This is a genomic window from Treponema bryantii, assembly GCF_900111035.1.
In the GTDB taxonomy this organism is placed as follows: Bacteria; Spirochaetota; Spirochaetia; order Treponematales; family Treponemataceae; genus Treponema_D; species Treponema_D bryantii_C.
Window position 1 is genome coordinate 355,884 of record NZ_FOFU01000003.1, and the last position, 17,493, is coordinate 373,376.

Below are 17,493 nucleotides of genomic sequence, written 5' to 3' on the forward strand. Positions count from 1 at the left end.
TCGTGGACGTATTACACGGCTTTATATATAAAATATAATAAAAAAAAGACAGAAAGTACATAAAATTTCCTATATTCCAAAAAAGAATCTGTGTTATAATTTATGTAATGAAGAGAAAGCGAATAGGTCTTATTACAATCTCGCCGGAAACTGAATATCCGAGCCGTGTTATGAGCGGTGTTTTTTCTCAATGTAAAAAATATGGTTACGATGTTGTTGTTATTTCTTCGCTCGTTTCTGTCTGCAATTATTACAAAGACTACCTTCATGGCGAATTGAATATATATAATCTTATAAATTTTGATTTATTTGACGGGTTTATCATTACGCCTGTTCCAATGACAGAAGATCATAATGTCTTTCTATATAATACACTTCTTGAACAGTTTAAAAATTGCCCTAAACCTGTAGTTTCTCTTGATAAGGAATTTGGTGATTTTCCTGTTATTTATACAGATGATAAAACTCCTTTCAAGCGGATAACTGAGCATCTTATCAAAAAGCATAACTGCCGTCGGTTTGATATTCTGAGTGGTCCAGATGATTCTCAGCTTACAACTATGCGTCTGGACGGAATTTTAGAAGTACTTTCTGAAAATAATATTACTGTAGACAGGAACCGAATTTTCCGTGGAGATTACTGGTATCTTGGTGGTGAGCGACTTGCTAACCGTTATATTTCCGGAGAACTTGATCTTCCAGAAGCTGTAATTTGTCTTTCTGATCATATGGCACTGGGACTTATAAATCGTCTTCAAAAGAATAATATAAGAGTTCCAGAGGATGTTATTATTACCGGATTTGGCGCTGTACGTGAAGCTGCTGTTAATACGCCGCCGCTTACTTCCTTTGTCCCAAGTCATGCTAAGGCCGGTGCAGAAGCAGTTGATTATCTGCGTTCAAAAATAGATCCTGCTGCTTCCATTGACGAAAGAATAGATACTTCTGATATAGAACTTAAGCTCGGTGCTTCCTGTGGTTGTGAAGAAGATTTTTCTTATACACGGGCTTATTTCAAAAATGAATACTCCGGCACCAAATATAATTACGATGACAATTCCATTTGGGATAACATCAATATGACCATGCTTCAGGAAAGCTACATGGCAGAAAATCTTACAGGTGCAGAAACTCCTCAAATCTGTCTTGGAAAAATATATGAAACAAAATATCTGCTAAAGCCGTATAAGCGTTTTTATCTTTGTCTGAATGAAAACTGGCTTAATACAGATGCTGATATTTTTGATGGCTATAGTGACAGAATGCTTCTTGCAATTTCAGCACATAATAATTCAAAGCATCATGGCTGGGAACATCATGTATTTTTTGGAGATGGCAGGGAACGTTATTTTTCAAAGAAAGAAATGCTTCCGGCACTTATAGAAAATCGAAATGATATTTTTAAGGAACCGCAGGTTTATTATTTTGCTCCTATTCATTTTGGAAAGGTGTGCCTTGGTTATGCAGTAGTTCAAAATGATTTAGGTAATCCTGGTCAAATTGGCGAAGTATTTAGAAATTATCTTCGTAACATAAATAATGCACTGGAAATGAGCCGCACAAAATACCGTTCAACCTATCTTGCAGAACATGATGCAATGACAGGTCTTAAAAATCGCCGCGGTATGGAATTTGCGCTTTTAACAAAAATCAAAAATGCAGATGAAAATGCAAGTATTTTTGCAATTATGATTGATATGGATGGCCTGAAAAAACGTAATGATAAATACGGCCATTCAGAAGGCGATAACGGAATTATGACTGTTGCTAAAGCTGTTCTCAGTATAACAGATGAAAATGAAATCTGTGTGCGTGGCGGTGGTGACGAGTTTATGATTCTTGGAGTAGGTGATTATACAGACCTTCAGTTGAGGGAAAAACTTTCTCGTTTCAGAGGTTATCTTGAATCAGCAAATGAAACAATGTCTATTCCTGTTGAAGCAAGTATAGGTTATAGCATTCAAAAACTTGATAAAAATGAAGGTTATCAGGTGGTACTTGATAAAGCTGACGAAAAGATGTATGAAGACAAGCGGATAAAAAAATCTGATTCAAGAAAGGCAAAACAATGAAACGTATAATCACCGTTCAGGATATTTCCTGCGTAGGAAAGTGTTCGCTTACAGTTGCACTTCCAGTAATTTCTGCTATGGGCGTAGAAGCGTGCGTGCTTCCTACGGCTGTTCTTTCAACTCATACTGCCTTTAAAGGCTTTACCTTCCATGACCTCACCAGTGATATCAGTGCAATTACTTCACACTGGAAGCAGGAAAAAATAAGTTTTGATGCAATTTACACCGGTTATCTGGGCTCCTTTGAACAGATTGATCTGATGTATGATCTCATAAAAGATTTCGGTGGCGGCAGCACTCACGTAATTGTAGATCCATGTATGGGGGATAACGGTTCTCTTTATTCTGGTTTTACTCAGGATTTCGCTGCGGCTATGGCAAAACTTTGTTCTAAAGCAGAAGTAATAGTTCCGAATTTAACAGAAGCAAGTTATATGCTTGGTATTCCGTATGTTGAAAACGGATATACTAAAGAATATATAGAAGATTTAGTAAAAAAACTGGCAGAACTTGGAACCCGCAAAGTGGTTTTAAAAGGTGTTTCTTTTGATGATAAGAAACTCGGTATTGTAAGCTATGATTCCGAGACTGAAAAAATAAACTGGTATTTCCACGAAAAAATGCCGCAGAGTTTTCATGGAACAGGAGATATTTTTGCAAGCGTTCTGACAGGAGCAATTGTCCGCGGACTGTCTTTGGACAAAGCCTGCCGCCTTGCAGCAGACTTTGTCGTTGAAGCAATCAAAGCCACCCTCAGCCATAAAGATTATAACTGGTACGGTGTTGACTTTGAATCTGCTATTCCTTTTCTTATTTCGCAGCTTTCTGATAGCTGGCTCTGATTCCGTCGGCAAACAGTTTGTTCTGATCTTTGCGTTCTGGAACTGAGAACTGTGGTTTTCCATCTGCATCTGAGACACGCCAGATGTGCATAGGCTCTGTTGCATAAGCAGGGCTTCCAGGATTATTGATCCACCAGTCAAGAACAGCTACAAAACACAGAGTATACTTCAAAAGGTTTGCATTGTTTGCTGTAGTATTTGCAGTTTTATTCTGTGCACCAAGCAGAACATCAAGACGTTTAGAAACTTCATTTGGTATATCAAACTTGTAGTGTTCCCAAGGATTTTCAATGAGGGAACAGGTTGCTTTTGTAGCAGCTTTCTGATCACATTCATTGATTACAAGAGTAAGGAACTTACGCGCATAATCTGTTCTGTGGAAAAGCGGACGATATTTGCTTTCATCAGTTGGATGTTCAAGCAGAAGCTGTTCAAACTTAAAGTTCGGCATATAGTGATAAGTAGTCTGCCAGAGAAGAGAAGTAATCATCTTCTTACCGATATGAGATTTATCAAAATCCGGCTGAGAGTAAACTGAATTTACAAGGTCACAGAGTGGTTCGCAGTAAAGCTGTTCAAATGTGTCTTCACGGTAAGCAGACCAGTCATCCATAATTGCCGTAATAGTGTCGGCGCCTTTTTTCTGTTCGCCAGGTTCTGTAAAAGTAATGTTACGACATCCCTGGAAACAATCTTCGATAATATGCTGAAGTACACAGATTACCTGAATAGGGTTTTCCGGTGACAGAATATTAAAGCCATCCTTAAAATGGAAGAGAGGCTGGAAGTATGGATACATATCAGGATGTTCATCAAGTCTGTCAAAACCTGCATCCGGGAACATCTGATTCAAGAGTTTAAGACCTGTGATTACTGTTGAATCTTTAATTCCTTTTTCTGGAGGTGCTACCTTAGGTTTCTTTTCTTCTGGTGCAGGCTCTTTTGGTTTTTCCGGGAGCAGAAGATCAAACTTATGAAGTCCTACAAATTTTAGAATTTCTCCAACCTTTGCATTAAAGAAGGTCGGGTATGATTCATAAGTATCTGAACACATGCGCATCAAAAGAGGGTAGAGCTTTTTGATTACTTCAGTTTCGATATAAAGCCATTCTGTAATAGCCTGTTTTGCATATTGAGAAAGCTTGTCCTTTGGAGAATCCGGATAAGCTGCTTCATCAGAATAAATCTCTTTAATCAGTTTTGGAATTTTTGTATTTCCATAATAGTAAACAGTGATGAGTGGTTTATAAATTGCACGGATAAGAGGAATTAAATCTGCAACAAGAAGTGGCTCATTTATTCCCTGAAGATTTATGTATTCAACCTTGATTGGCTGCATAGCCCAGCCGGCAACATTTCTCAGAAACTTAAATTTAGATTCTGTTCCGCTGGCAATTTTTCCTTTATAAGTAGAAGGTGCAATCTGAATCAGAGTTTTGATTACAGTGATAAAGCCTTCCATATGTTCTGTTGCCTGTTTTATGGTATAGGTATAAAAATCAGGAACAATTTTTTCCATTCCGTTTTTCTGAAATGAACGGATGAAATTAAACATTCCATAGTTAGGCTTGATTTTATATTCAGCAGACATCATCAGTTTGTCCATGATGGTTGCTGCTTTTTTAGAAATTACAGGAAGATCTTCTTTTCTTCGTCTGCCAGTAGGCATTCCTGACATTCCGCCGGATCCACCGCCTGCAGAAGAGCCTGAACTTCCGGAACCGCCTCCAGTAGTCTGACGCATAATTCTTCCGGCTTTATTTCCTGAGCTGCTGCTGCCTGAACTTGATGAGCGTTCATAAAGCACCTGACCGCCAAGTTTCTTTGCCATAGCAGCTGCATCTTTATCGCTGATTTCGCCAATGTTCTTTCTAGTTTTGTCCAGAGTACCCGGAGCCCAGTCCGCAGTTCCGTTGATTTTCTCAGCCATATATATCCTCCAGAAGAATTCGTCTAAAGCCTGAGCATTCCTTTATGAAGCAGGCCTGGAAAGTTTTTAAGAGTTATTTTTTCGCCATCAGAAGTTAATAATACACCTTCAAAGGTTCCGTACATAGTGTAATAATTTGTTCTTAAAGCAATAAGATTCAGAGTTCTTGAATTTACAGAAAGTGGAGTAAAAGTTAAATCTATCATGCTTTCTGTATCCTGAATAATCCAGTTTTTATCGATTCCAAAAGGATGGGTCATATAAACTGGTGGCAGTGCAGTCTGCTTTCCATCAACAACAAGAACATTACTGTTATAAGAATCTGAAGCAGCAGCATCCATATTTGAAGTATTTAGATAAAAAACAATGTTTTTACCCTTTAAATTACCAATTCCATACGCTGTGGAATTTTTTGAATGAAATTTGAAATAGGTACGATTCAGAATCATCATACCAAGTCCCTGTGAATCCTGTGAAGCTTCTCCGTTGATTGCAATATGTCCCATAGTTTTCATGGAAGAGAACCAGGTTGCACTGCAGCGTGATGAAGCCGGAGAAGGGCAGACAAAAAGTGCATCTGTATGCATATCATCCTGAATAGGAGAATAAACATAGCCTTCTGCATCTGGGCGTGCATTGTCTCCTTTTACCTTAAAGGTGAGTGCGTGATGTTTGTGCTGGCGTCCCCAGGAAATCTTTATAAATCTTGCCTTTCTGTAGCAGGCGCAGATTCCTCTGGTGGTAAGCACCGGTACAAAACGACGGCGCGGAGACATGATTGTATGATATACATATTTTTTGCCGGTTTCTTTATTCCAGAAGATTATTTCGCCAAGGCCGAGCATTTTAAAATCATAAAACTGACAAAGCCCTATAAAATCCTTAAGCGAAAAAATATATTCCAGCCGGCTTTTTATTCTGAGGTTAGATATTATAGAAGGAACTGGAACTCCAGCATAAGGTGCCCGCATCCCCCGTATATCAATTGCAGGAGAGACTCCATCAAAAGAGCCAAAATGCGCCTTTCCGTTCTGCACCAGTTGTTCTGGAGGTTCACAAAATTGCCGCGAATACATTCTTCTATTATAAACTAACTTCATGGAAAATACAAATTCTGTATCTTTTCTAAGGAGACATTTATGATTTATGGCTATATTCGTGTTAGCACAGACAAGCAGACTGTCGAAAATCAACGATTCGAAATCAATCGATTCATTAAGAAAAACGGCCTTCGTGTGAGTGCCTGGATTGAAGAAACAATCAGCGGAACGGTTTCTCCAAATAAACGAAATCTCGGTAAACTTATTCAAAAAACAAAGCAGGGCGACATTATTATCTGCTCTGAACTTTCAAGACTGGGCCGTCCAAAAGGTAAGCTGAATTCCAGATATAAACTGACCGGCTGTGAAGAAAAATAATATTCATGTGTAAAAAGGGGCGTTATAGGTATAATTTAGTTGCGGAATCTATTGCTTTTTTGCTGTTGACCATCCTAAAATGCTTCTTTTTTTTACTGCAATGTCCATTTTTAGAGAGAAAAAAGCAAATAAGCTAAAAATAAGAGTACCCTAAGAACTTTCCCTTATAAGTGGAGAATAACGCAAATAAAAAAAAATATTTTTCTTGACTTCACATATAGAGCGTGTTAGAATTATAAAAAAAAAGAGGATTTCACGTAAAAAACCGTTGGTTTGTGAAATCCACAAATAAAAAGGAGGATTTTTTCAAATGAAAAAAATCGTAATGGGAGCTGCTGCTTTATTGTGTGCAGCTTCAATGTTCGCAGTGGACGTTAGTTCAACAGTGCAGATGGAAGCAAGTATCATTAACGATGACGCTAATGATAAAATTGAGTTCTTCACACTTAAAAACAAGAATCAGAAAGATGATGATGCATTGAAATTTTCTGCTTCTACAGATAAGGCCGGTGCAAGTTTCCAGTTGTGGTACGACTATGATGGTACAAATGGTGAAAACATTTATACTGAAGTAGGTGGAAAAGATGGTGATGCCAACAAGTCTATGCAGGTTCACGGTATTCGTATCCGCAATGTAAGCCTTTGGTTCAAACCAATTGATACATTAAAGGTAACTGTTGGTGACATCAACCTTGATTCTTACAAAGAGCAGATTTTCTGGTGGCACGGAGTTTATGGTGAACAGCCAGGAACTTGGGGTGCATTCGGTGGTGAATATATTGCTGGAAATGGTTTGAAATTGGAATTCAATCCAATGGATGGTCTTGATATTACAGCAGCTATCTTCCCTGGAATTGATACAGCATGGACATCTACAGCTGACAAATATGGATATAAGGGATACGGACTTAAAGCAAAGTATACATACGGAGCTGGTTCTGTAGCTGCTGTTTGGGCTGACAAAGGTAAGGACAAAGATAAGATTATTGGTATCGGTACAGATTACAATGCTGATGGATTGTACGTGTTCGGAAACTTGAACTTCAGATTTAATGGAGATTTCGATTTCACTGCACTTACAATTGATGACTTTGTAAAGTATTCTGCTGATGCTTTGACAATTGCTGCTCACCTTCCAGTATCTGTATTCAAGAATGCTGCTGGTGATATGAAGGTTGGTCTTCATGCAACTGTAAAGGCTACATATGCTCTCGATGCTGCTAGTGTATACTTCTTGGCTTCAACAGAGCCTGATGGAGATAAAGGTTGGAACTTCGATGACTTCAAGTTTGCTATGACATTCAAGCCTGGTGTTACTTTCAATGTAGGTTCTGCTTCATTTGATGTTGCATTCCGCGCTGATATCAATCAGGGTGCTACTAACTCTGAAGGAAAGTTCAACTGGAGCGTTCCAGCTGTAATCAAACTTGGTCTCTAATCTAGTTTAGATACCTGATAAAAAGACGTTCTCGCAAGAGGACGTCTTTTTTTTTATTTCAGTTGTCTAAACTGTTGTCAGATCAAAACTTAACTGTTAGCTGGAGTGGAATATCAGCTGTAAACTTTGAAGAAGCTCCGATTGTTCTGAAAAGGAACGGAATAAACTTAGACGGCCGAAAGGTAAGCTTACTTTTTAGAGTCGCTTGAGTAAATTCGGTCAGGAGGGATAACCGGGAAGTATTCCATGATTTCCAGAAAATCCTGGGCGTTCGCGGTCTGAATATAGTTGTACTCATCAAGATACCAGCAAGGATTCTGGGATGCCTGTGATACAAAGAGTTCAAGGCCTTTTTGCATGAGAAGCGCGGTACCTGTGTCGGAACTGGTCGGGTACATTTGTTTTTGAATCCAGTTATTTTTGATTTCGCGGACTATTGTCTGATTTGCCTGGAGTCTGTGAAGCTGATCTTTTATTGTCTGAATTATTGATTTATACTGAGCATCCAGTTCTCGGGTGTGCGCTACATTCTGAATTGTAAGGGAGCCTATATTCAGATTGCTGCGCGGGAACTGTACAGTTACCAGATATGATGAATCAGATTTTTCAAGCTTTGTTCCAATATAATTTAAGAGAGCATTATAAAGGGCTGTTTGTTTTGTTCCAGGTACCGGAGCCTGATTTGCGTAGATTACCGGGTCTAAGAATTCAGTAGTCGGAATGAGAACTGCTGGCTGAGGGCCTGCCTTTTCTGCAGGGATGTCTGTAAGGAAGGTGTGGCGTACCTGAATTGTTAGATTTTTTGCACCTGATAGATCTGGATTCTGTATGTTTAGATTTTCTTTTTCTGATTCTTCTTTATTTTCCTGTGGGGCAAGATGTCCGAGTGTTTCTTCCATAAGCGGCTGGAGTTTTTCGTGAAGGGCTCCGCAGATAATTACGCTGTATCTGGATGCATCAAGCATTGCAGGGTAGGCTGAAAGGATTTTTGTGTAATCTGTATCTAAAAGAATTTCTTTTTCTGCTTCAAAAACAGAGGACTGGCGGCTTTTTTTGTAAATGCGGTTTATGAGTGCACTGTATAACTGGTTTGATGCTGTTCCATTTTCCAGGCGTTTTCTGTATTTGCGTGCAGAAACTGCGCGGTCTGCATCTGCAGGAGCTATTTCTCCATATACAATTGCATCGCTGAGTGTTTTTAAGACTGCGGATGTATCTTCTGTGTCAAATTCTACTATTATCTTACCTGTGGAAAGTTCTGTTTCTGAACTTACATAAAAGGCGCCTGTCAGTAAGCCTTCTGATTGTGCAGCTCTGAGTTTTTTTTGAATCAGACCTGCTGTAAGGTTAATCATTACTTCTTCAAAACCGTTGTCATCAAAAGAATTATATTTTCCGCCATTTATCGAAAGGATGAGTGAGGTTTGTGCAGAAAGGGGATTCTGTTTTGTGTAGACTTTTATTCCATTTGACAGTGTGAAATTTGAAATTGTGTCACGGTTTTTCTGATAATAACTGTTGTCGTCGGCAATGGACTGTGTGCTGTATAATTTTGCAGAATCTTGAGTATCAGCTTCCTTCAGAACTTCCTTAAAAATCTGCTGAACATACCAGGATGCATTTTTTTCGTTGATTTCTTCAAAGCCTGCAGAAGTGTAAGCCTTTTTGTTTAACTTATAATCTTTACTGTTTATGATAACAAAAATGAAAGGAGCTTCACTCTGAAGTTTTGTAAGAGCTTCTGTAAGAGTGTTTGCATGGAGTTTTTGTGGTCGTTCCATGAGACGGCGGGCAGTTTGAGAAGAATAATCTTCTGTATCTGTTTCGTCTCCCTGATAATATGGTTCTAATGCCCAGAATTCAGAAAGAGTTTGCATCAGTTCGGTTGGAACGGCTGCGGTTCTATTCAAACTGTATTCAAGCTGATTTTTTGCGTATTCGAATTCTTCTGGACGAACTATATGAGGAATAAGATCGAGCTGTTTGAGAAAAAGTTCTGTCTGTTTGAAGGAATTTGTTGCAGCTGCAGCTTTCTTATCTTCTGGTGGCTGTAAAAGTGTTTGAATAATCAGGCGTGAACTGTCTTTTTTATGTGCTGCAGAAACATTTATATATTCATCGCCAGGAATGTTTAGTTCATTAAAGCTTAGAATCTGCTGTTTAAATAGTGAGCCTTCGTATCCCATTGCAAGAGCAAGTAAATCACTTTGTTCCATATCAAAAAGGGTATATTGAATGACTAACTGTGTAAGATCTGGTGAGATTTCGTTTGAATGCAGTACATATTTTCTCTGCTTATTTACGGGTCTCGAAGGTTTTTCAGATGGAGTCCTGAAACTTGAATAAAAACGGCCAAAACTGTTTCTGAGCATCAGCATTGTATGTTCTGTATTCAGGTTTCCGCTGATAAATACGGCACTGTTTTTTGGAGTGTACCACTGTTCTGAAATCTGTTTAATTACTGTGCGTGCTGTTTTTTCTGTGGTCTTCTTAAATAGCGGAGGATAAATTCCCGAATCATGTTTCCATGGTGCTTCAGAAAATACCCGTGAATCAATAGCAGCATTTATATAGAAGGACATTGTATCTTTATTATCATTGACTTCTTTTTTAAGGGCCGTTAACTGTGCTTTCAGCAGTTCATCAGAAAAATCAGGTGAAAAAACTGCATCTGAAAGGGAAAAAAGTGTGTCTTCTACCTGGGATGGGCTGACATCAATAATATAGCGTGATGAATCTGCATTGCATTGAACATCTGTAAATGTCAGATTTGCATTAGCCGCCTGTACAAGTTTTGTGTAAAGCTTAAAAAAGCCGCATGTGCTCTGTGTTTGCGATGAAAATCCTGCGCGGCAGGTATATTCAATGTGAACCTGTGCATCTGATGAATCTTCCAGAATAAAAACCTGCATTCCGTTTTCAAGAGTGTATTCCTGAACTGATTTTACCGGTGTTGCAAACATTTTTGCAGTAAAAAGGCAGGTTGAGAGGGAAATAATTGTAAGAATCTTGTTGCTTTTAAAAATCATCTTATATATGATAACATATATGGTTAAAATTGAAAATGCTGCAGACTATGCATCACTTGTTGTGCCTGCAGAACTGCTGAAAGGAAAACGTCATCTCACAGCTTCTGAAATTGAAGTGCTTGAGAAAAATCTGAATCATAATGAAGATCCTTCCTGGAATAATGTTTATGTTGATGATTCTGATGATGGTTTTGATCCTTCTCTTATTCATCTTTCCTTTTTTGCAGGTTTTATTGTACTTGGAAAAATTAAAAGAATCGTTCTAAAATATAATGACCTTCGTCTTGAATGTGGTATTCAGCGTTCAAAGCTCAGTAATGTTGTAACTGGGGAACTTTGTGTTATCCGCAATGTCTTTTATCTGGATAATTACCGCCTTGGCGACAGAGTAATTCTCTTCAATATAAATGAGATGAGCTGTACCAATCATGCAAAATTCGGTAATGGTATTTTGAAAGAAGGGGAGCCGGAAGAACACAGAATCTGGATTGGGGTTGCTAACGAAAATGAAGGCCGTAAGGTTCTTCCTTTTGAAGATATGATTCCTGGTGATGCATATCTCTGGTCTCACTACCGTGATGATGAGGAACTTCTCAAGCGTTTTGTTGAACTTACAGAGTATGGCGTTTCTCATGAACTGAATACTTTTGGAACTGTTGGAAACGATGCTGTTATTAAAAATGTAAGTATCATTAAGGATTCAAAAATCGGACCTGCTGCATACATAAAAGGTGCCTTTAAGCTTAAAAATATAACTGTTCTTTCTTCTGAAGAGGAGCATTCGCAGATTGGTGAAGGCGTTGAAATGGTAAACGGTATTATGGGCTATGGCTGTAAAGTATTCTACCAGGCTATTGCCGTTCGCTTTGTATTGGGCCGTAACTGTCAGGTAAAGTATGGAGCTCGTGTTTTGAACTCTGTTCTTGGTGACAATTCAACCGTTTCCTGCTGTGAAATTTTAAATAACCTGATTTATCCGTTCCACGAACAGCATCATAATTCTTCATTCCTGATTGCAACTACAGTTATGGGACAGAGTAATATTGCTGCTGGCGCAACAATTGGAAGTAATCATAACAGCCGTTCTCCTGATGGAGAAATTTTTGCAAAACGAGGTTTCTGGCCTGGTCTTTGCAGTGACTTTAAGCATAATTCCCGCTTTGCTTCATTTGTACTTGTTTCAAAAGGAAGTTATCAGTATGAACTTGATATTCCTTATCCTTTTGCACTTGTAGCTCCGGGAAGTAATGGTTCGTCAAAAATTACAATTATTCCTGCCTGGTGGTTTATGTATGATATGTTTGCCATCACCAGAAATAAAGATAAATTTACTAAGCGCGATAAACGTGTAAAGAGAATTCAGTTTATTGAAACAGATCCGCTTGCTCCTGATACAATGCAGGAAGTAATGAATGCGCTTGAACGCATAATCGGGCTGACTATCGGTTATTTGAAGTCGACAAATAATGAATATATAGAAGGAAAACTAACTCCAGAAGAGCAGTATCAGGCTGCAAAAGATTTCCTTCATCAGAATCCGGATGCTGAGTTTACTGTCGAAGATTCAATCTGCCAGAAAAAATATGGTGCTGAAATTGTAAAGCCGGCACAGGCATATAAAACTTACCGTAAGGTTGTAAAATATTTTGCAACCCGTACACTTATGAGTTTCTGTCAGGATTTGAATCAGGAAAAACTTACCTTCGAACTGGTAGAAGGAATTCGAAGGCTTCCACTTTTCACTGAATGGGAAAATGTTGGCGGCCAGATTATTCCATCTGATAAGATTCAGGAACTTTTTGCTTCTATTAAGAATGGCACTGTAAAGAACTGGGCTGATGTACATGAGTTCTATAAGCTATGTGAATGTTCTTATGAGCAGTGGAAGGTTCGTTATGCACTTTATCTTCTTGAAAAGCTTTATTCACGACCGATAGAAGAGTTCTCTGTAGATTTGTATAGAAATATTACAGATGATGTTTCGATTGTAGCTTATGATATTTACAATGCCTCTCTGCGTTCACGCGAAAAGGATTATACAGATTATTACCGCAACATGGTTTACCGCAGCGAAAAAGAAATGGACGAGGTTATAGGACCTCTGGAAGATAACTCGTTCCTGCTTAAGCTTCGTAATGACACTGCTGAGTTCACCTCGAAAATCAAAGAAATATTTGTTGGTTTGACTAAGTAGGGGATAACCGTTAAAATCAATACTATGTACGAAAATACTTTGCTTCCGATAAGACTCGGTATTGATGTTGGTTCTACAACTGTTAAGGTTGCAGTTCTTGATGATGATGACAAATTGATTTACGGTGACTATCAGCGTCACCGTGCAGATATAAGAAGCACAATTATTGCCGTTGTTAATAAGGCACTTGATTTTCTTGTTGCAAATGTTGAAGGTGGTGAGAGCCGAACTATTACTGCTAAGGTAACTGGTTCTGGCGGTCTTTCTGTTTCTCAGTGGCTGAATATTCCTTTCATTCAGGAAGTAATTGCCGCTACTACTTCTGTAAAGAAACTTATTCCACAAACTGATGTTGTAATTGAACTTGGTGGTGAAGACGCCAAGATTACATATTTCCGCGGTGGTGTTGAGCAGCGTATGAACGGTACTTGTGCCGGTGGTACTGGTGCCTTTATTGATCAGATGGCTGCTTTGCTTGAAACTGATGCTTCTGGCTTGAACGAACTTGCTAAGGGTATGCAGCAGATTTATCCTATTGCTGCCCGCTGTGGTGTATTTGCTAAAACTGATATTCAGCCTTTGATTAACGAAGGTGCACGCCGCGAGGATATTGCGGCTTCTATTTTCCAGGCTGTAGTTTCACAGACTATTTCCGGTCTTGCCTGCGGTAAGCCTATTCGCGGTCACGTTGCTTTCCTTGGTGGACCGCTTCACTTCCTTGATCAGCTTCGTTTACGCTTTGTTGAGACTTTGAAGCTTAAGGATGATGAGATTATTGTTCCTGAAGATTCTCAGCTCTTTGTTGCCAGCGGTTGTGCTTTTGGTGCAGAGAGAAAATTTGGCGGAGAAGGTCAGGAAGTTGCTCAGGGCTTTAAGTTCCCTACAATTTCTGAGTTCCGCGAAAATCTTAAAAATCTTGTTGGTGCTGAGCTTAGCGAAGTTCAGCGTCTTGAACCGCTTTTCAAAAATCAGGCAGAACTTGATGAGTTTGAAGTTCGTCATTCAGAGCAGAAGGCTAAACGCGGCGAACTGACAAAAACTCACGGCCCTGTATTCCTTGGTCTGGACTCAGGTTCTACAACTACTAAGGCTTGTCTTATCGATAAAGACGGCCGTATTATCTGGGATTTCTACGCACACAATCAGGGAAATCCTGTTGAGCTTGCCGTTCAGGTTTTGAAAGACCTTTATGCTAAGCTTCCTGAAGATGTATATATTGCACGTGCTGTTTCTACTGGTTACGGTGAAGCACTTTTCCAGGCTGCTCTTGGTGTAGACTCTGGTGAAGTTGAAACAATCACTCACTTCCGCGCTGCAAACTTCTTTGTTCCAGGTGTTGAGTTCCTTCTCGACATTGGTGGACAGGATATGAAGTGTCTTCGCATGAAGGACGGTGCTATCGTAAGCATTCAGCTTAACGAAGCCTGCTCTTCTGGTTGTGGTTCCTTCTTGGATAACTTTGCCAACACAATGGGCATGGACGTAAAAGAGTTCGGAAAGATTGCCCTTATGGCGCAGAAACCTGTTGACCTTGGTTCACGCTGTACTGTATTTATGAACAGCCGCGTAAAGCAGGCTCAGAAGGAAGGTGCTTCTGTTGCTGATATCGCTGCAGGTCTTTCTTATTCTGTAATCAAAAATGCTTTGTTCAAAGTTATCAAACTTCGCAAGGCTTCTGATATTGGTGAAAAGGTAGTTGTACAGGGTGGTACCTTCTTTAATGATGCTATCCTGCGTGCCTTTGAAAAAATTGCAGGTGTTCATGTTTACCGTCCTGATGTTGCAGGTCTCATGGGTGCTTACGGTTCTGCTCTTATTGCTTACGACCAGTGGCAGGATCTTATGGCTCCAAAACCAGGCGAGCCTGAAGGAACTGTACATGATGTACGTTCTCACATTGCAACTCTCAAGCAGCTTGAAAACTTCCATGTTGAACTTGATCTTCGCCGTTGCGGAAAGTGTCAGAACAACTGTCTTCTTACTATAAATACATTCTCTACTGGAGATGAAAAACGTACCTTTATTACCGGTAACCGCTGTGAAAAGGGAGCCGAAATTGAAGGCGAAGTAATCGACGCAAGTAACAAGAAAAATACAGATCTTGATGGTGATGATGCTGGTCCACTTCCAAATCTTTTTGAATGGAAGTATAAGAGACTTTTCAATTATGTACCTCGTAAGCCGGAAGATGCTCCTATGGGAGATGTTGGTATTCCACGTGTTCTTAATATGTACGAGAACTATCCAATGTGGTTTACCTTCTTCAATGAACTTGGCTTCCGTGTAATTTTGAGTCAGCGTTCAAGCCGTACAGTTTATGAAAAAGGTCTTGAGACAATTCCTTCTGAGTCTGTATGTTATCCTGGAAAAATCAGCCATGGTCATGTGGTTTCTCTTTTGCAGCGTGGTATTAAGTTTATTTTCTATCCATGTGCACCTTATGAATATCAGGAAGACCCTGGAGCTGGAAACCATTATAACTGTCCTATTGTAACAAGTTATCCTGAAGTTCTCCGCAATAACGTTGATGAACTTCGTCAGGATCCTACTGTTACTTATATGGATCCATTCCTTCCTATTTATGATAAGGCTGCTCTTGCTGAGCGTCTTTGCGAGGAAATGCTTCCAAAATTCCCTAAGCTTACACGCGACGCAATTCTTGATGCTGTAGATAAAGCTTGGAAAGAACAGGAAAAATTCCGAGAGGAAGTTCGCCAGAAGGGTGAAGAAGCTCTCGAAGAAATCATTACAAAGGGCGGTAGCGGTATTGTACTTGCCGGTCGTCCTTATCACCTTGATCCGGAAATCAACCATGGTATTCCGGAAATGATTAACGGACTTGGTCTTGCTGTTCTTACAGAAGACTCTGTTGCTCATCTTGGAAATATTGAACGCCCTCTGCGCATTATTGACCAGTGGGTATATCATAACAGACTTTATCGTGCCGCTCAGTTCGTAAGTGAAATGCCTAGCCTTGAGCTTGTTCAGCTTACAAGCTTTGGTTGTGGTCTCGACGCTGTAACTGCAGATCAGGTAGATGAAATCCTTCGTGCTAAGAGCCGCATGTATACTCTTATCAAGATTGATGAAGGAAGTAACCTCGGCGCGGTTCGTATTCGAATCCGTTCTCTTATTGCAGCTGTTAAAGAGCGTCGCCGCAATAAGGCTAAGCCTGTTATTAAGTCATCAGCTTATAACCGTGTTATCTTCACAGAAGAAATGCGTAAGAACTATACAATCATTGGACCTCAGATGTCTCCAATTCACTTTAAGATTCTGGAGAAGGCTTTTTCTGCCTGCGGTTATAACTTTGTAGTTCTTGATGCTGTAGATCCTAAGGCTGTAGAAGCTGGTCTTAAGTATGTAAATAATGATGCATGTTATCCGTCTCTGCTTGTTGCCGGTCAGATGATTGCTGCTCTTGAAAGTGGAAAATATGATCTTGATAGAACTGCATTGATTATCACCCAGACTGGTGGTGGATGTCGTGCTACAAACTATATTGGATTTATCCGCCGTGCATTGAATGACGCGGGCTGGGGACAAATTCCAGTTCTTTCTCTTTCTGCTCTTGGGCTTGAAAAGAATCCTGGCTTTAAGATTGATTTCCCTCTGATTGATAATCTTGTTAAGGCAATTATGGTGGGCGACGTATTTATGCGCGTACTTTACCGTACACGTCCTTACGAGGCAGTTCCGGGAAGTGCTAATCAGCTTTACGAAAAATGGAATGCGCGTGCAGAAGCTCTTTTCAGTAAGAGAGTTTCTAACCGTGCTTACAATAAACTGATGAAGGATATTATCCGCGACTTTGACAATCTGCCGCTCAAGCCTATTAAAAAGCCGCGCGTTGGTGTAGTAGGTGAGATTCTTGTTAAGTTCCACCCGACTGCAAACAACCAGATTGTTGAAACAATTGAACGTGAAGGCGCAGAGTGTGTAATGCCAGACCTTGCAGACTTCTTCTTCTATACTTTCTCTGATGATATTATCCGCCGTAGAGATTTGAAGTTCTCTCTTAAATCTGAAATTATTTCGAGACTGCTTGTTTGGGCACTTGATCTTTACAGAAAGAAGATGATTAAGTACCTCAAGAGAAGCCGCCGTTTCGAAGCTCCATCTTCAATTTACGATTTGATGAAGGGTGTTGATGATATCGTTCAGCTTGGAAACATGACAGGTGAGGGCTGGTTCCTTACTGCAGAAATGGTTGAGTTGATTCACGAGGGCGCACCAAGTATTGCCTGTGTTCAGCCGTTTGCATGTCTTCCAAACCACGTTACCGGAAAGGGTATGATTAAGGAATTGCGTCGCCGCTTCCCTGAAGCAAACATTTCTGCAATCGATTATGACCCGGGTAGCTCTGAGGTTAACCAGTTGAACAGACTTAAACTTCTGCTTTCTAATGCACCGGTTGGAAATCATCCGGATGAAGTTGATAATAATATGATTCGTATGCCGGACGGTTCTCTCGTTAAAGCTGAGATTCGTCTTGCAGCGGGGGCAACCGATACTGATCCTGCCGGTGAAGCAATGAAGGCTTAACCGGCCTGGTGAGGGGGAGGAAAAA

9 protein-coding genes are annotated in these 17,493 nt (G+C 39.9%); 6 read left to right on the forward strand and 3 right to left on the reverse strand.

The genetic code is table 11. The features are described from left to right. Nucleotides 1–107: 107 nt before the first annotated feature. Nucleotides 108–2,072 carry a diguanylate cyclase domain-containing protein gene (locus tag BMY21_RS07955; RefSeq protein ID WP_074642591.1) on the forward strand — a complete coding sequence of 655 codons (1,965 nt, stop codon included), beginning with the start codon at nucleotides 108–110 and terminating at the stop codon, nucleotides 2,070–2,072. Next, entirely contained in the window at nucleotides 2,069–2,914 is an 846-nt protein-coding gene (locus tag BMY21_RS07960; protein ID WP_074642594.1) for a pyridoxamine kinase, read from the forward strand. Before BMY21_RS07955 ends, BMY21_RS07960 begins: the two co-directional genes overlap by 4 nt. Here the strand turns inward: BMY21_RS07960 and BMY21_RS07965 are convergent. Then, nucleotides 2,883–4,844 carry a hypothetical protein gene (locus tag BMY21_RS07965; protein ID WP_074642597.1) on the reverse strand — a complete coding sequence of 654 codons (1,962 nt, stop codon included), beginning with the start codon at nucleotides 4,842–4,844 and terminating at the stop codon, nucleotides 2,883–2,885. The genes BMY21_RS07960 and BMY21_RS07965 overlap by 32 nt on opposite strands. A gap of 23 nt (nucleotides 4,845–4,867) precedes the next feature. Continuing rightward, a complete protein-coding gene (locus BMY21_RS07970) occupies nucleotides 4,868–5,920 on the reverse strand; it encodes a DUF2804 family protein (RefSeq protein ID WP_177177728.1) in 1,053 nt (350 codons plus the stop codon). A 63-nt stretch (nucleotides 5,921–5,983) separates the two neighbouring features. Between BMY21_RS07970 and BMY21_RS07975 the strand changes: the two genes are divergently transcribed. Together BMY21_RS07975 and BMY21_RS07980 are read left to right on the forward strand one after the other, a co-directional pair. Next, nucleotides 5,984–6,262 (forward strand): recombinase family protein, encoded by a 279-nt coding sequence (locus BMY21_RS07975; protein ID WP_083379786.1) that lies wholly within the window; start codon nucleotides 5,984–5,986, stop codon nucleotides 6,260–6,262. Between the two features lie 310 nt (nucleotides 6,263–6,572). Further along, complete coding sequence (locus tag BMY21_RS07980) at nucleotides 6,573–7,700, forward strand: hypothetical protein (RefSeq protein ID WP_074642602.1); 1,128 nt, start codon at nucleotides 6,573–6,575, stop codon at nucleotides 7,698–7,700. Between the two features lie 188 nt (nucleotides 7,701–7,888). Here the strand turns inward: BMY21_RS07980 and BMY21_RS07985 are convergent, their stop codons facing one another. Continuing rightward, nucleotides 7,889–10,729 carry an insulinase family protein gene (locus tag BMY21_RS07985; protein WP_074642604.1) on the reverse strand — a complete coding sequence of 947 codons (2,841 nt, stop codon included), beginning with the start codon at nucleotides 10,727–10,729 and terminating at the stop codon, nucleotides 7,889–7,891. A 19-nt stretch (nucleotides 10,730–10,748) separates the two neighbouring features. On the opposite strand from BMY21_RS07985, the gene BMY21_RS07990 reads away from it, so the two are divergent. Together BMY21_RS07990 and BMY21_RS07995 are read left to right on the forward strand one after the other, a co-directional pair. Next, complete coding sequence (locus tag BMY21_RS07990) at nucleotides 10,749–12,923, forward strand: DUF4954 family protein (RefSeq protein WP_074642728.1); 2,175 nt, start codon at nucleotides 10,749–10,751, stop codon at nucleotides 12,921–12,923. Between the two features lie 24 nt (nucleotides 12,924–12,947). Continuing rightward, on the forward strand, nucleotides 12,948–17,468 hold the full coding sequence (locus BMY21_RS07995) for a 2-hydroxyacyl-CoA dehydratase (protein WP_074642606.1): 4,521 nt from the start codon (nucleotides 12,948–12,950) through the stop codon (nucleotides 17,466–17,468). Nucleotides 17,469–17,493: the final 25 nt, after the last annotated feature.

Coding starts and splice junctions, on each gene's coding strand:
- BMY21_RS07965 (WP_074642597.1), bottom strand. CDS start 4,844: ATGGCTGAGAAAATCAACGGAACTGCGGACTGGGCTCCGGGTACTCTG.
- BMY21_RS07960 (WP_074642594.1), top strand. CDS start 2,069: ATGAAACGTATAATCACCGTTCAGGATATTTCCTGCGTAGGAAAGTGT.
- BMY21_RS07970 (WP_177177728.1), bottom strand. CDS start 5,920: ATGTATTCGCGGCAATTTTGTGAACCTCCAGAACAACTGGTGCAGAAC.
- BMY21_RS07980 (WP_074642602.1), top strand. CDS start 6,573: ATGAAAAAAATCGTAATGGGAGCTGCTGCTTTATTGTGTGCAGCTTCA.
- BMY21_RS07990 (WP_074642728.1), top strand. CDS start 10,749: ATGGTTAAAATTGAAAATGCTGCAGACTATGCATCACTTGTTGTGCCT.
- BMY21_RS07975 (WP_083379786.1), top strand. CDS start 5,984: ATGATTTATGGCTATATTCGTGTTAGCACAGACAAGCAGACTGTCGAA.
- BMY21_RS07985 (WP_074642604.1), bottom strand. CDS start 10,729: ATGATTTTTAAAAGCAACAAGATTCTTACAATTATTTCCCTCTCAACC.
- BMY21_RS07995 (WP_074642606.1), top strand. CDS start 12,948: ATGTACGAAAATACTTTGCTTCCGATAAGACTCGGTATTGATGTTGGT.
- BMY21_RS07955 (WP_074642591.1), top strand. CDS start 108: ATGAAGAGAAAGCGAATAGGTCTTATTACAATCTCGCCGGAAACTGAA.